At 37.1% G+C, this 15,313-nt stretch carries 15 protein-coding genes; 8 read left to right on the forward strand and 7 right to left on the reverse strand.

From position 1 onward, the window contains the following. The first annotated feature begins 81 nt into the window (after positions 1 to 81). Positions 82 to 1,185 carry an AAA family ATPase gene (locus tag HUS24_RS00965; protein WP_173910207.1) on the forward strand — a complete coding sequence of 368 codons (1,104 nt, stop codon included), beginning with the start codon at positions 82 to 84 and terminating at the stop codon, positions 1,183 to 1,185. 95 nt (positions 1,186 to 1,280) lie between these two features. Here the strand turns inward: HUS24_RS00965 and argG are convergent, their stop codons facing one another. Then, the gene (gene argG, locus HUS24_RS00970) at positions 1,281 to 2,624 is read right to left on the reverse strand and encodes an argininosuccinate synthase (protein ID WP_173910208.1); all 1,344 of its coding nucleotides are present in this window, start codon (positions 2,622 to 2,624) and stop codon (positions 1,281 to 1,283) included. A gap of 276 nt (positions 2,625 to 2,900) precedes the next feature. Here argG and HUS24_RS00975 point away from each other — a divergent pair, with 276 nt between their 5' ends. From HUS24_RS00975 to rnk, 3 genes are all read left to right on the forward strand, one after another. Further along, positions 2,901 to 3,257: a hypothetical protein gene (locus HUS24_RS00975; protein ID WP_173910209.1), complete on the forward strand. Its 357-nt coding sequence runs from the start codon at positions 2,901 to 2,903 to the stop codon at positions 3,255 to 3,257. Positions 3,258 to 3,663: 406 nt separating this feature from the next. Further along, positions 3,664 to 4,917 carry a serine hydroxymethyltransferase gene (gene glyA / locus HUS24_RS00980; RefSeq protein ID WP_173910210.1) on the forward strand — a complete coding sequence of 418 codons (1,254 nt, stop codon included), beginning with the start codon at positions 3,664 to 3,666 and terminating at the stop codon, positions 4,915 to 4,917. A 162-nt stretch (positions 4,918 to 5,079) separates the two neighbouring features. Then, positions 5,080 to 5,484, forward strand: coding sequence for a nucleoside diphosphate kinase regulator (gene rnk, locus HUS24_RS00985; RefSeq protein WP_065994611.1), 405 nt, complete (start codon positions 5,080 to 5,082; stop codon positions 5,482 to 5,484). Positions 5,485 to 5,677: 193 nt separating this feature from the next. On the opposite strand, the gene HUS24_RS00990 is transcribed toward rnk, so the two are convergent. The 3 genes from HUS24_RS00990 to HUS24_RS01000 form a co-directional block, all read right to left on the reverse strand. Next, on the reverse strand, positions 5,678 to 6,232 hold the full coding sequence (locus tag HUS24_RS00990) for a DUF2239 family protein (RefSeq protein ID WP_173910211.1): 555 nt from the start codon (positions 6,230 to 6,232) through the stop codon (positions 5,678 to 5,680). A gap of 149 nt (positions 6,233 to 6,381) precedes the next feature. Then, a complete protein-coding gene (locus tag HUS24_RS00995; RefSeq protein ID WP_173910212.1) occupies positions 6,382 to 6,711 on the reverse strand; it encodes a co-chaperone YbbN in 330 nt (109 codons plus the stop codon). Between the two features lie 53 nt (positions 6,712 to 6,764). Beyond that, positions 6,765 to 7,205: an N-acetyltransferase gene (locus HUS24_RS01000; protein WP_173910213.1), complete on the reverse strand. Its 441-nt coding sequence runs from the start codon at positions 7,203 to 7,205 to the stop codon at positions 6,765 to 6,767. Positions 7,206 to 7,328: 123 nt separating this feature from the next. On the opposite strand from HUS24_RS01000, the gene HUS24_RS01005 reads away from it, so the two are divergent. Both HUS24_RS01005 and HUS24_RS01010 read left to right on the forward strand, forming a co-directional pair. Continuing rightward, positions 7,329 to 8,321, forward strand: a complete 993-nt coding sequence (locus HUS24_RS01005) for an NAD(P)H-quinone oxidoreductase (RefSeq protein ID WP_173911360.1) — start codon at positions 7,329 to 7,331, stop codon at positions 8,319 to 8,321. A 158-nt stretch (positions 8,322 to 8,479) separates the two neighbouring features. Beyond that, the gene (locus HUS24_RS01010) at positions 8,480 to 8,983 is read left to right on the forward strand and encodes a hypothetical protein (RefSeq protein ID WP_173910214.1); all 504 of its coding nucleotides are present in this window, start codon (positions 8,480 to 8,482) and stop codon (positions 8,981 to 8,983) included. Positions 8,984 to 9,074: 91 nt separating this feature from the next. Here HUS24_RS01010 and HUS24_RS01015 read toward each other — a convergent pair whose 3' ends face one another. Both HUS24_RS01015 and HUS24_RS01020 read right to left on the reverse strand, forming a co-directional pair. After that, positions 9,075 to 10,406: a hemolysin family protein gene (locus HUS24_RS01015; protein ID WP_173910215.1), complete on the reverse strand. Its 1,332-nt coding sequence runs from the start codon at positions 10,404 to 10,406 to the stop codon at positions 9,075 to 9,077. Positions 10,407 to 10,531: 125 nt separating this feature from the next. Continuing rightward, complete coding sequence (locus HUS24_RS01020) at positions 10,532 to 11,521, reverse strand: LysR family transcriptional regulator (RefSeq protein WP_065994605.1); 990 nt, start codon at positions 11,519 to 11,521, stop codon at positions 10,532 to 10,534. A 623-nt stretch (positions 11,522 to 12,144) separates the two neighbouring features. On the opposite strand from HUS24_RS01020, the gene HUS24_RS01025 reads away from it, so the two are divergent. Further along, complete coding sequence (locus HUS24_RS01025) at positions 12,145 to 13,749, forward strand: isocitrate lyase (RefSeq protein WP_173910216.1); 1,605 nt, start codon at positions 12,145 to 12,147, stop codon at positions 13,747 to 13,749. An 85-nt stretch (positions 13,750 to 13,834) separates the two neighbouring features. On the opposite strand, the gene HUS24_RS01030 is transcribed toward HUS24_RS01025, so the two are convergent. Beyond that, positions 13,835 to 14,329 carry a copper resistance protein NlpE gene (locus tag HUS24_RS01030; RefSeq protein ID WP_173910217.1) on the reverse strand — a complete coding sequence of 165 codons (495 nt, stop codon included), beginning with the start codon at positions 14,327 to 14,329 and terminating at the stop codon, positions 13,835 to 13,837. A 383-nt stretch (positions 14,330 to 14,712) separates the two neighbouring features. On the opposite strand from HUS24_RS01030, the gene HUS24_RS01035 reads away from it, so the two are divergent. After that, entirely contained in the window at positions 14,713 to 15,300 is a 588-nt protein-coding gene (locus tag HUS24_RS01035; protein WP_254433783.1) for a 1-acyl-sn-glycerol-3-phosphate acyltransferase, read from the forward strand. Positions 15,301 to 15,313: the final 13 nt, after the last annotated feature.

Genomic DNA, 15,313 nt, shown 5'->3' on the forward strand with positions numbered 1-15,313 from the left:
GTAAGTCTAGGCTTGCGGGTTTTTTATACATTCAGTACAACAATAATAGTTTTACAAATCCCATAAAATTTGGAAAATGCTATGACCATTCGATCAGTCACGATTAAAGGCTTTCGTTCCATACGCCATATGACTTTGCCGTTAAAACCACTCAATATCATTAGTGGTGCAAATGGCTGTGGAAAATCAAATCTTTATAAAGCTGTTCGTTTGTTACATGAAGCGGCTAATGGTCGTTTATCACAAGCGATTGCTGAAGAAGGTGGGATTCAAAAAGTCATGTGGGCAGGTCGACATCGTGCAGGAGATCGAGCCAAAGATCCAAAACGAATGATTTTGTCGGTAGACATGCAAAATTATGATTATCAAATGGAAATAGGTTTTCCAGAACCTTTGATTAGTTTATTTGCACTCGACCCATTAGTGAAAAAAGAAAATATTTGGCTGAGTGGTTATCAGCGTCGTCGAATGAGTGAGTTGATGGAACGCGTCAATCAAGCTGCATTTTTAAAGAATGTTGAGGGGGAGCGTATGAGTTACCCGATGACTTTAACGCAGGAAGATTCTATTTTTGGTCAATTGTCCGATCCACATCTATATCCTGAAGTTTCTCAGGTACGAGAAACTCTAAAAAATTGGCGTTTCTATCACGAATTTTCGGTAAGCTCAAACTCACCGATGCGCGTTCCACAAGTCGGAATTCGTTCCCCAGTTTTGGCACATGATGGGGCAAATTTGGCAGCTGCTTTTGAAACATTACGGGAGCGTGGGCAGACTGAATCTTTGTATGCTGTGTTAGAAAAAGCTTTTCCGAACACTCAGTTTTATGTAGAGGAATTGGGTGGACGTTTTCAAATGATGATGAAAAGACAAGGGATTTTAAGAGCATTAGAAAGTGCTGAGTTTTCTGATGGGACATTACGCTTTTTATGTTTGGCCGTGGCTTTACTTAGTCCACGACCACCGAGTTTTATGGCATTAAATGAACCTGAAAATAGTTTACATCCTGATTTATTGCCTGCATTGGCGATGCTCATTGCTGAAGCTAGCCAATATACCCAGCTTTGGGTGACCAGTCATTCTTCTGATTTAGCGAAAATGATTAGGTATTATAAAGAAGTACAACATATTCAACTAGATCAAAAAGATGGAGAAACGGTAGTAGTGGCAATATCTGAAACATAAAAAATTAATATAAATAATAAGTTAAACCCCATAAGCTGTATTTAACTTATGGGGTTTGGTTTAATTTAAATACTGTTTTTATTCAACAGATTAAATTATTTGTTTTTGTCTTTAAGTTGAGGAACCGCAGAACCTGTACCGACTGCAAGTAAACCTGCGCCTGTATAAATACCTAGTTTTGCACGTGTATCCGTGATGTCAAGGTTACGCATGGTTAACTGACCAATACGATCCATTGGCGTAAACATTGAATCACCTTTTTCCATAGTTAAGCGTTCTGCTTCGTATGTAAGGTTTTCAGATTCAGTGTTCATGATGGTGTAGTCATTACCACGACGAAGTTCTAAAGTAACAGTACCTGAAATCGCTTTCGCTACCCAACGCTGTGCAGTTTCACGAAGCATTAATGCTTGAGAATCGAACCAACGGCCTTGATAAAGTAGACGACCTAAACGTAAGCCGTTGATGCGATATTGTTCAATAGTATCTTCGTTATGAATACCTGTTACCAGACGTTCGTAAGCGATGTGAAGCAGTGCCATACCCGGAGCTTCATAGATACCACGAGATTTTGCTTCGATGATACGGTTTTCGATTTGATCCGACATACCTAAACCATGACGACCACCGATACGGTTTGCTTCAAGAATCAACTCAACAGGATCTTCGATACGTTTGCCATTTAACGCAACAGGGAAGCCTTCTTCAAAAGTGATTGATACTTCTTCAGCGTCAATTTTTACATCTTCTTTCCAGAAAGCGACGCCCATGATTGGCTCAACGATTTTGATACCCGCATTGAGATATTCGAGATCCTTCGCTTCGTGGGTTGCACCCAACATATTTGAGTCAGTTGAATAGGCTTTTTCTTTTGACATTTTATAGTCAAAACCATTGTCGATCAGAAATTGTGACATTTCCGCACGACCACCAAGCTCATCAATAAATTGTTGGTCTAACCAAGGTTTGTAGATTTTAAGTGCAGGATTGGTCAATAAACCATAACGGTAGAAACGTTCAATATCGTTCCCTTTATAGGTTGAGCCATCGCCCCAGATGTTGACATCATCCTCTTTCATTGCGGTAACAAGCATAGTACCTGTGACTGCACGACCTAATGGCGTCGTGTTGAAATAAGGAACGCCACCTGTAGAAATATGGAACGCACCACATTGGATTGCAGCAATACCTTCTAATGCAAGCTGTAAACGACAGTCAACTAAACGTGCTTTTACCGCACCGTAAGCTTCTGCTTTACGTGGAATTGCATCATAGTCATCTTCATCAGGTTGACCTAAGTTTGCTGTATAAGCATAAGGTTCTGCGCCTTTTTGTTTCATCCACAATAAAGCTGCTGAAGTGTCTAGACCACCAGAAAAGGCGATACCGACTTTTTTGCCTACTGGTACATTCTGCAAAATCGTTGCATTATCAGTCATTGCTATTCCTAACTTTTACGAATATTGACACTCAAGGTGTGCCGAAAAAAAATTATATGGGCGATATGATAGCACTTTTTAATTGATGTTTTACCAAGATTCAACAACTCTAGTTAAAATTATTCAGTACTCGTTTATTTAAAATAAGTAAAAAATATTTATTAATTTAATCAGCTTGCTGTAAGTTATATCCCATATTAATTTTAATAGTTTATCATTGTAGAGCATGTACAAATTTAGCACTTTTTATAGATAAAAATAAAATCAAGGAACAGTATGAAACTCAATAAAACACTTTATTACATACACAACACTTTATTTGCGCTGTATTCGATTTTCATTGTTCTGCTAATTTTGATGATATTTACGTTAGGTGGAAAACAAACAGATTGGCTGGCTATTGTTGTCATTTTTTTGATTGTATGTGGATTGGCATATTTTCATTATAAAGCGGCAATCGAAGTTGAAATGGGTACAGAAACAGGTAAGTTAATGTCTACATTTATAGGTTGTTTATTTTTGATTGGTTTTCCAATAGGTACATGTATTGGATTGCTAATTCTACTCAATTTAAGAAAATCAAAATGGCAATATGGTCAACAATTAGAAACTGATTTAACGACTAATGAATAAAGTATAAAATATGAAAGTTATAATGAAAGTTTGACTATTTGGCTGAGTAAATTGCTTTCTTAATGTTTTATGACATGAATCAATATTTTTTCTTAACTTATTGAAAATAAAATGAACTAACATTAGAAGCATTACATTATCTGCTTATAATTTATATCAACATATAATTTACAAGATCACTTAAAAGTTAATGAGGCATACTTTTGCTGATTTTCCCATTTTAAAAATACTTGGCTTTGAATCCAAACTGTTAATTTGACCTCAAATAAAACAGTTTTGTTGCAAACTTGAGATAATTTTATGACAAACTCAGTAAAGTTCACTCTCAATCTTTAAAAAGTTCATGCTACAATATGCGCCAATCTTAGCACGGCTTAAAAGCCCTACATTTCATAGGACCTCGCTAATGTTTGCCAATATCTCTATTGCTGAATTTGACCCTGAATTAGCGCAAGCAATCTCGAATGAAGATGCTCGCCAAGAAGCGCATATCGAATTAATCGCTTCTGAAAACTATTGCTCACCAGCAGTAATGGAAGCACAAGGCTCAAAACTTACAAATAAATATGCAGAAGGCTACCCAGGCAAACGCTATTATGGTGGTTGTGAATATGTAGACGTGATCGAACAATTGGCAATTGATCGTGCGAAAGAACTTTTTGGTGCTGACTATGCAAACGTTCAACCGCATGCAGGCTCTCAAGCAAACTCAGCAGTTTATCTTGCGCTTTTGAATCCTGGCGATACAGTACTGGGTATGAGCCTTGCACATGGTGGTCACTTGACGCATGGTGCAAAAGTAAGCTTCTCTGGTAAAACATATAATGCTGTTCAGTATGGTTTAAACCCTGAAACTGGCGAAATTGACTATGAAGAAGTTGAACGTTTAGCTGTAGAACACAAACCACGTATGATCGTGGCAGGTTTCTCTGCATATAGCCAAATCGTAGATTGGCAACGTTTCCGTGACATCGCGGACAAAGTAGGTGCTTATTTATTCGTTGATATGGCACACGTGGCAGGTTTAGTGGCTGCAGGTGTTTACCCAAGCCCAGTACAAATTGCTGACGTCACTACGACGACTACACATAAAACTTTACGTGGTCCACGTTCGGGTTTAATCCTTGCAAAAGCAAACGAAGAAATCGAGAAAAAACTTCAGTCTGCTGTATTCCCTGGAAACCAAGGTGGTCCGCTTGTTCATGCTGTAGCAGCGAAAGCAATTTGCTTTAAAGAAGCAATGTTGCCTGAATATAAAGAATACCAAAAGCAAGTGGTTGTGAATGCTAAAGCAATGGCTGAAGTATTAATCGCTCGCGGTTATGATGTGGTTTCTGGTGGTACTGAAAACCATTTATTCTTATTGTCTTTGATTAAACAAGACATTACTGGTAAAGATGCAGATGCTTGGTTAGGTGCTGCTCACATTACAGTAAATAAAAACTCTGTACCAAATGATCCACGTTCTCCATTTGTAACTTCTGGTATTCGTATCGGTACACCTGCTGTAACAACGCGTGGTTTTGGTGAAGCAGAAGTGCGTGAGCTTGCTGGTTGGATCGCTGACATTTTAGATGCAAAAGGTGAAGAAGCGGTGATCAATGCAGTGAAAGCGAAAGTTGAAGCGGTATGTGCTAAATTCCCAGTTTATGCAAAATAAGCATTAACTTGAGAGAGCCTCCTCAAGGAGGCTTTTTTTATAACTTTGAAAAAGTTAGTAGATTATTCAATTATGATATTTTCTGTTATAAGTGGATATGAGAAATTTATTTTTTATTGCTGTTGCTCTTTCATCACATTTAAATTTAAGGAAGTGAAGTAGATGGCTCAACCAAAAATTATTATTACTGAACAAGATTTACATCGTTTAGAAACGATGCTTGAACATCAATCTAAATTAACCCCAACAATGGAACATTTAGAAGATGAGTTAGCTCGTGCAGATGTGGTTGCTCCACAAGACATTCCTGCAAATATTGTGACAATGAATGCTAAGGTGTTGATTACGATTGCGCCTGCAACAGAGGCAACAGAAATTACCTTGGTATATCCACATGATTTTAAAGGGGATAAAGGTCAAGTAAATATCCTTGCGCCTATCGGGGCAGCGATTATCGGATTGGCAGAAGGACAAGAAATTGAGTGGCCACAACCTGATGGTCATACGATGAAAGTTAAAATTGAAAAAGTCCTTTATCAACCTGAGCGTGAAGGCAACTTCCTATAAGTATTTAAAGCCATCGTTGAGATGGCTTTATATTTTTTAGTCATTCAATAAAGTAATCTAAATCTACGTTTTTTAAATGATATATCAAAATCCAAAAATATTTAGGTATGACAATGAGTAATTAAGTCCCTATTTTTGATTTGAAAGTAACTTAAATATTTAAGTTACTAAAATCAAATTAAATTTTTAAAAATTAAAATGCAGTTTGTGCTTTTAATTCTAAATATACTTTTAAATCTTTTGGATAATTGTGAATCAGCGCAAGAAAATGAGCCTTATTGCCTTGATATAGAGCACGTGTTGCTTCTTCATAGTTGGGCATATTGCCTAACATTGCCAACATAAAATGATCTATTGCTTGCTTGGCTAACATAATATTACTTTCAGAAGAAGGGTCATTTAACTCTTTATCAATCAATTTTCGAATTACTGCAGAGGCACTTGAACTTTGCTGGTCTAACCAATTCCAGTGTTTTTGTTGCAACGTAATTTCACGAGAAATTACTCCTAATTTTGGACGTCCCACTTTTTTGACGTATTCGACTTCAGTATAACGTTGTTTTAAATCATCTTCTGAACCCGAAAGATCTAAATCGATTTGCTGACCTGTTTGATCATTAAAAACTAGTACATTCATTTCAGATTGCTTTTGCAGTGCTAAAGCCACATTAAACAGAGAATCAGTGATGATTCGAGTATCTCCACGAAAGGCAGTATAACGATTTGCAATGCTCATTTTAGTATTCATATTAAATATTTCTATCAGGGTAAAATTAATTTAAGGTGAATATTATCAGGGTAAAATTAAAATGACAAATAAAACTTGAACAGTTATCATTAAAAAATAAAAATTAATATTTTAAGTGCTGAAAAATTAAAGCAATAAGAAAGTGATTTTTATAGGTAAGCCTTGAGAATAGTTGAATATTCAGCCAAGGATTTTACTCCTGCAATTCGTTTTATAATTTCCCCATTCCTAAAAATCAAAGTAGAGGGTAAACCGTAGACGTTATAACGTAATGTCAAAATAGGCGATTGATCGATATTCACTTTACCAAATTTAACTTCAGGATTGGACTCAGAAAATTGAGCTGCGAATTGTTCAAAAATAGGAAAATTTTGTAGACAAGGTGCACACCAATCAGCATAAAAACGGATCACTGCGACTCCTTCAAACCATTCAAATTCTTGAAAGTTATTTTCTGAATATTCGGTGATGAGCGACATGTTAAAACTTTCCTGCATTTTCATTGATTGTTTTGCATTTATATATTCGGCAGCTAGTGAGCAGACCAATACATATCAAATTGTGGATGATCTGTATGTATATCCATAGACTCTCGCACAATTTGAAAAGCATTTTTGCGATAAAACTGTACGGCATTCGTATTTTCCGTATAAACCTGTAAGTTCAGCTCAGTAAATTGCTGTTGCGCAAATTGCAAAAGTTGAGAACCGAAACCATATCTCTGAAATTCAGGTGCAACAAACAGTGCCGCCAAAAATTGTTCTGCTTTTAACACAGATATAAAGCCAGCCACGATACCATTTTGCTCAATGATATGGTTTTCCGCCATCGGGAGATAAATATCACGCATATTGCACAATTGTGCTTGCCAAAAATGTGCAGGAATAAAATGATGGGCTTGCATGGACGCATCTAGCCAAATTTGAAGCATTTGCGTTATATCATCGGCATTTGCGACTCTAATCAAAGGCATAGCATGAAACATCAATAGATTGAATGATGAATGGATTATACATAAGTCCACTGTTATTCAAACTGAAGCAGCTTTATGTTCAAATAGAGAAAGTTAAAGTAAAAAATGAAATAGGAATAGATGATGTCACAAGCAACAATGCAACAGATTATTATTACTGAACCGGGTGGTGTAGAAAAACTGGCGTATGAAACAGTTACAGTGCCAACCGCACAAGCAGATGAAGTTTTGGTGAAAGTGCATGCCTTTGGAATTAACCGTCCAGACATTTTACAGCGTCAAGGCTTATATCCGATGCCGAAAGGGGTAACGCCTGTACCAGGTTTGGAAGTTGCGGGTGAAGTGGTTGCGGTTGGCAGTGATGTCAGTAAGTTCCAAGTGGGTGATAAAGTCTGTGGTCTGACTAATGGTGGTGGTTATGCTGAATATTGCGTTGTGCCTGAAAGTCAGACGATTACGATTCCACAAGGTGTGAGCTTTGTGCAAGCGGCAGCCATTCCAGAAACATTCTTTACTGTATGGGCAAACGTGTTTCAAATGGGCAATGCCAAAGCTGGTGAAACAGTACTGGTACATGGTGGTGCAAGTGGGATTGGTACGACTGCGCTGATGTTATGTAAGTCTTTGGGATTAAAAAGCTTCGCAACGGTAGGTTCAGATGAAAAAGTACAAGCGATTGCTGATTTGACCGATGCGATTAATTACAAAACCCAAGATTTTGAGCAAGTGATTAATGAAAAAACAGAAAATGGTGGTGTTGATGTGATTTTAGATATGGTTGGTGCGCCATATTTAGAGAAAAACCTGAATCTATTACGCCGTGATGGTCGTTTGGTTTATATTGCATTTTTAGGCGGTGCTAAGGCCAAAGATGTGAAGTTGGGTCAAATTATGATGAAGCGTTTGACCATTACAGGTTCAACCATGCGTGCACGTAATACTGCTGAAAAGGCAGCAATTGCGCAAGGTTTGATGGAAAATGTTGCTCCGCTTTGGGCAAAAGGCGAATGTTTGCCAATGATTTATCGTACTTTTAAATTTGATCAAATCCAAGAAGCACATGCAATCATGGATACAGGTGAACATATCGGTAAAGTTGTAGTCGAAGTGCTTTAAAATTAAATCTGTTTCGTGTGGGGAAAATTTTCCTGCACGAATAGATGTGTGGAATAAGATGTAGCATGACATTCATATAATTCTCAAATTTTAACTCTGATTTAATTTTAAAATTATGCGAAAATAACCCCTCAAATTTTTTGTATTTTAGGACTCCCATGACAGATTCTTCTGCATCGTTAAGCGATATTGAAATTTTAGATATTTTACAGTCAATGAAATCTGACGAATTAAATGTCGAAGCAAAAAAAATCATTCGTGAAGGCGGAAAAGCAGGGCGTCAAGAATCACATAAACAAGCTCTGGTGGCATTGCATGACAGTTTTGAAGAAAAATTTGTAGAAGCTGCTACTATGGCTTTGCATTTAAATGAAGCACAAGCCAAAAAAATTCGTTATAAAAAAGATCGTATTCGTATTTTGAAAGCCAAAGGGATTGATTATCTAGCCATCGATGGGGCTGAAACAGCGCAGGTTTTATCACAAGTTGCACAAGCTATTTTGCGTGAAGATGCAACTGTAACCCATGATTTACATAATATTTTCCCATTTTGGAAAGAAGGTTGGCCGATGGTGCAGTTTGATAGTGCTTTCAAAATTTTAGATGAAGATATTATGATTCATTATCAAGCAGTTTTAGATACTTTGATTCAAAGACATTGATTTCTAAATTGATATTTTAAAAATAATATTAAAGTCACTTTATTATGATGGTTTAAGAAGCTCTAAATTTAGAGCTTCTTTTATTTTGATGTTACTGACTGACTTCACTTTGCTCAGTTTCTGATTCACTTCTTTCAAGCAAACGTGTGACCAGCAATTGGTCGATTTTAAAATGGTCTACGTCTACTACTTCGAATTTATAGGCATCAAAAATGACAGTATCGGCAGGACGAGGAATTTTGCGTAATTTATACATCATAAAACCTGCTAAGGTTTCATAATTTTCTTCCTCAGGCATCTCATCGAGTGCCAGCGCATGTTTTAAATCCTCAATTGGCGTACTTCCATCAATCAACCAAGAATTATTATCACGTTTAATGATTTGCTGTTCTTCCTCAATCGGGGTGACCCAATCACCCATCACCGTAATCATAATGTCTGAAAGCGTAATCACACCTACTACAAGAGCATACTCATTGATGACCACTGCAAATTTTTCTTTGGTCGAGCGGAAACGGTCAAGCAACTCAGACAGTGTTAAGGTGTCAGGAATGGTTAGGACATTACGGATGGTATTTTCGTTGAGTTGTAACAAAGACTGATTGTTTAAAATACGCACTAAAATATCTTTAGAGTCGACATAACCAATCACATCATCAATATTATTATTACACACTAAAAACTTTGAATAGGGATATTCTGCAAGCTTTTGACGAATACTTTCTTCTGACTCTTTTAGTGTGAAAAATACTACATTTTCTCGTGTAGTCATACTTGAAGGGACATTACGTTCTTCTAGCTCAAACACATTTTCAATAAAATGATGTTCTTGCTTTTGTAAAACCCCTGCTTGCGCACCTGCATCCATCACCGCAGAAATATCATCAAAAGTGATATTGTCGTCACGCGTCGTGTTGACTTTAAATAGTCGAAATAACAAATTGGCGATCATGTTAATAAACCAAGCCAAAGGTTTACACACGATGATAAAAATTTGAATCGGGTTAATGACTGCGACTGCGATTTTCTCAGGTGCGATCATTGCCAAACGTTTCGGCATTAAGTCAGCAAATAAAATGAATAATGACGTGACTAAAGTAAAAGACAGTGAAAAGCTGATGGTATCTGCCCACGGCCCTGTATAAAAACCTGAAACTAAACTTAGGAAATAAGGACGAAAAGCACCTTCACCCAATATACCGCCTAAAATTGCAACTGCATTTAGACCAATTTGAGAAGCTGCAAAAAAATCTGCTGAATTTTCTTGTAAATCAAGAACCTTTTGTGCCCGGTCATCTCCAGTTTCTGCGAGTATTTTTAATTTAACTTTGCGTGCGCCAGCAAGGGCGATTTCAGTTAAAGATAAAAATCCAGCACCTATAATAAGGAGTGCCATAATGACGATATTTTGAAAAAGGCTCACGAATCCACCTGTGGATCTTGATTATTATGAATATTTTTAACACAAAAGCACTCAAGAGAATATTAAATTGGGCTCTTGAGTGCTTAGTATAATCTGAAAATGTTAAATCTTATAAAACTAGATCATTAATAATGTGAAAATTGTGAATTATTCATGAGAAATTCACGATTTTCCTCATCAATCATTTGACGTGCAACATACAAAATTAACTGACGTAACCAACGATGCGCAGGATGATGATGCAGTAAAGGACACCATGCCATTTTTAACTCAAACTCTGGAATATAAAAAGGCGGGTCTTTAATCAGCAAGTTTTGACTTTTGGCTTGTAAGCGAGCAATACGTGTTGGTAGTGTCGCCACAAGATCAACATTTGAAGCCAATAATGCTGGCATTTGATAATGTCGAGTAAATACTGAAATTTTACGTTTTTGCCCAATACGTTCTAATGCTTGGTCGATCCAGCCGAGCCCTGCTTGTTTTTCAGGATTTACACCGAAGCCAACGCCCATACCTGTTTTTGATACCCAAATATGTTGTGCATCTAAGTAACTTTTCAGGTTTAGGTTGTTGGCAGCAGGGTGCTTGCCATTCAGCAAACACGAAAAACTGTCACGCCATACCAAAACTTGGTGGAAGCTTTGAGGAATTTCATTAAAACGGTTAATAGCTAAGTCGACTTTACCTTGTTCCATATCACGATAGGACACATCACTTGGTGTTAAAAAGTCTAAAACCACATTGGGCGCTTCAGAACGCAATGCTTTGACCAGACGAGGAACTAAAGTCGCTTCGGCATAGTCAGAAGTCATGATACGGAAAACACGATTTGAAGTATAAGGACGGAACTCAGTACGTGGTTCCAAAATCATGGATAAATCAGACAATGCATCACGGATACGTGGTTGTAACTCTAAAGCACGTTCTGTTGGAGTCATCCCTTCGGATGAACGAATCAAGAGGGGATCATTAAATAAATTACGCAAGCGGCGCAAAATATTACTCATTGCAGGTTGAGTCACGCCCAATTGTTCTGCTGCACGGGTAACATTCTTTTCACGTAATAACACATCAAGGTAAATTAAGAGATTGAGATCAACCCGCTCAAGATTCATATAAAAAATACCGAAAATAAATTTTTAAAATCACGAGAGATTATGCCACAAGCAAATGACTTTGTGTTAAATCAGGATAAAAAAACTCAATTTTACAAAGTCTAATCTTAGAATAACTCACTTTGTAAAAATATAAAAAAACTTGATGTTGCTGAATTGAGTCAAAATATGCCAAAAGCATGTTCAATACTGGCGTTTAAGCTGTAAAACTTAGTGAAATTTGCATAGAAAATGAGCTGAGGATTAATCTATAAATGTCAAAATTGGCAAAAAATTACAGCTAAAAATAAAAATAAAAACAGTTTGGTGCATATTCAAGACTTAAGTCTAATATGCGCATGATTGCTTTAACGTGTGAATTTTACACAAAATGGTTAGCAATAATTTTTATTTAATTTTATATAAAACAATGAATTAATATTTTGTAATATAATTATAATACGACTTTGATCTACATATTTTTTAAATAAATACTGAGAATTAACGCAGAATATTGGATTAATTGGAAGAGTCCCTCTAAGCTAAGTCCATAACAACGAAGCGTACTAAATCTGAACAAATAGATAGCGACTAGATTTAGCGATTCGATGGATGAAATCCTAATATTAAGACAGGAAAAAATCATGACTACATACCAAACAGCGATTGATGCAATCCGCGAATTAAAAGCAAAATTCGGCAACACTTGGGCAGACATCAGTCCTGAAGATGCTGCACGTATGCAAATGCAAAACCGTTTCAAAACTGGTTTAGACATTGCGAAATACACAGCTGCGATTATGCGTCGTGATATGGCTGAGTATGATGCTGACTCTAGCAAATACACTCAATCATTAGGTTGCTGGCACGGTTTCATCGCACAACAAAAAATGATTGCGAACAAAAAATACTTCGGTACTACAAACAAACGTTATATCTACCTTTCAGGTTGGATGGTAGCTGCGCTTCGTTCAGAATTCGGTCCACTTCCTGACCAGTCTATGCATGAAAAAACTTCAGTTCCTGCATTGATCGAAGAAATCTACACTTTCTTACGTCAAGCTGACGCGAAAGAATTAAACGATTTATTCCGTGCGTTGAAAAAAGCACAAGATGCTGGTGATACTGCAAAAGCTGCTGAAATCACTGCACAAATCGACAACTTTGAAACTCACGTTGTGCCAATTATTGCGGACATCGATGCTGGTTTCGGTAACGAAGAAGCAACTTACTTACTTGCTAAGAAAATGATCGAAGCGGGTGCTTGTGCACTACAAATCGAAAACCAAGTTTCTGATGCGAAACAATGTGGTCACCAAGCTGGTAAAGTAACTGTTCCACACGAAGACTTCATCGCTAAAATCCATGCATTACGTTATGCATTCTTAGAAATGGGTCTTGACGACGGTATCATCGTTGCACGTACTGACTCTGAAGGCGCTGACTTGACTCAAAAAATCCCAGTGGTTAAAGAGCCAGGCGACATCGCTTCTCAATACATCAGCTACTTAGATACAACTGAAATTGACATCGCTGATGCTCAAGAAGACGAAATCTTGATCAAACGTGATGGTAAATTACACCGTCCTAAACGTTTAGCTTCTGGTTTATATCAGTTCCGTGCTGACACGCAAATTGACCGTGTAGTACTTGACTGTGTAACAAGCTTACAAAACGGTGCTGACCTTCTTTGGATCGAAACTGCAACACCAAACGTTGAAGAAATCGCTCACATGGTTAACCGTGTTAAAGAAGTTGTTCCAAATGCGAAACTTGTTTATAACAACTCTCCATCGTTCAACTGGACTTTAAACTTCCGTCAACAAGCTTACGACCGTTGGGTTGCTGAAGGTAAAGACGTTTCTGCTTACGACCGTGCTAAATTAATGAGCGCTGAGTACGACAACACTGAATTAGCTGCTGACGCTGATGAGAAAGTACGTACATTCCAAGCAGATGCTTCTCGTGAAGCTGGTGTGTTCCATCACTTGATCACACTTCCGACTTACCACACTGCTGCGCTTTCTACACATGAGCTTGCACAAGGTTACTTCGGTTCTGAAGGTATGTTGGCTTATGTTGCTGGCGTACAACGTAAAGAAATCCGTGGTGGTATCGCTTGTGTTAAACACCAAGCAATGGCTGGTTCAGACATCGGTGATGATCATAAAGAAATCTTCTCTGGTGACAACGCACTTAAAGCGCATGACGATGCTAAAAACACAATGAACCAATTCTCTGCTCACTAAGCATTGATTTGATTCAAAAAGAAACCCAGCGAATGCTGGGTTTTTTATTGAGGGAAGATATAAATAAAATCTAAAAAGCTTTGAATTAATTGCTTTCTTTATTCAGTTTATAATGTTCAGCAAGTGCACCGTCAATTTTTGCACCTGTATCACGATCACGTGCTTCGATAAAATTTTCGCCTACAAAGAATTTACGATTTTCAGCAGCTTGATCTAGGGTAATGATGCTACCAGTATTATCAAAAGTGAAAGTACCTTTGACTTTGTTTTCCGTACCGTTACCTTTACCGCCTTTATACTCTTCTTCTAACTCATAAGTTTTGTCAGCATTCAGTTTTAATTCCGTTTCGATCCCTTCACAATCAGCACATGGGAATAAACCTTTATATTTACCCGCCCAGTCTAAACTGGTTTCAGCATTGTGTGCTGCATCTGGTGTAGTTGCTGCTGCACTAGCTTGAGTTTGTGATTGTTGGATTTGAGGCGTGTTTTCAACTTTTTCAGCAGAGTTTTCAGTCGGTTTAGAACAAGCTGTTAAAGCAAAACCAGAAAGCGCAAGAATTAAAAGAGTTTTTTTCATGTTTTCACCAAGTGTTAAAATTTGAATCAATATTAGCCTAATCAAGTTCTACGCTTTACTGTAGTTGAAAATAGTGAACTCCTGTAAACAAATGCAGTATTTTGTATTGATCGGTTTTTATATACTTAGATTTATGAGCAATCAATCACATTTAAATGAATTATTACAAATAATATCAATGTGTAATTTTTCTACTAAATTCTCTATATATGCAAAATTGTAAGGTAAATACTGATAATATTGTTTATATTTTTTTAAAATAATCATTTACTTAACTAATTTTTTACAGCTGTAGTTTAATTGTTTGAAAATTAAACGTGAGCTAGGTTTTTTATCTCTTCGCTATTGCTACAATTCGGCAAAAATTTAATAGTGGTGTATTCGTGTTTGAGAAATTAGCAGAGCAAAGTCTTGCGGCAATGGGGTGGCAGATTGATAATCATTGGGATTTAGATATTGACCAATGTGTCATGATTGCTGCGCCCCATACCAGTAATTGGGATGCTTTATATGCACGTTTAGCACTTAAAGCTTTGGGGGTAAATGTACGAATTACCATTAAAGACAGTTATATGAAATTACCTTTTGGTCCTTTTGTACGAGCAATGGGCGGAATTGGTATTGATCGTCGTCCTAAAAAAGAGGGTGAAGCTCGTCCAAGTATGGTCGAGCTCATGACTGATCTTTTTAAAACCCATCCAAAATTGGTGATGTTGGTGACGCCTGAAGGGACGCGTGCAAAACAAGAAAAATGGAAAACAGGTTTTTATCATGTTGCTGTGAATGCAGGCGTACCGATTGCATTGGCTTATATGGATTATGAAAAGAAAAAAACAGGTGTAGGTAAAATTATTTATCCTTCAGGTGATTATGAAAAGGATATGGCTGAAATTATGGGTTTTTATGCACAAATTAATCCAAAATTTCCTGAACTCTTTAGTGTTGACACACGTTATTATTCTGAAAAATAACTTACTACCACTA

The organism is Acinetobacter sp. Marseille-Q1618 (assembly GCF_902809855.1).
Classification (GTDB): Bacteria; Pseudomonadota; Gammaproteobacteria; order Pseudomonadales; family Moraxellaceae; genus Acinetobacter.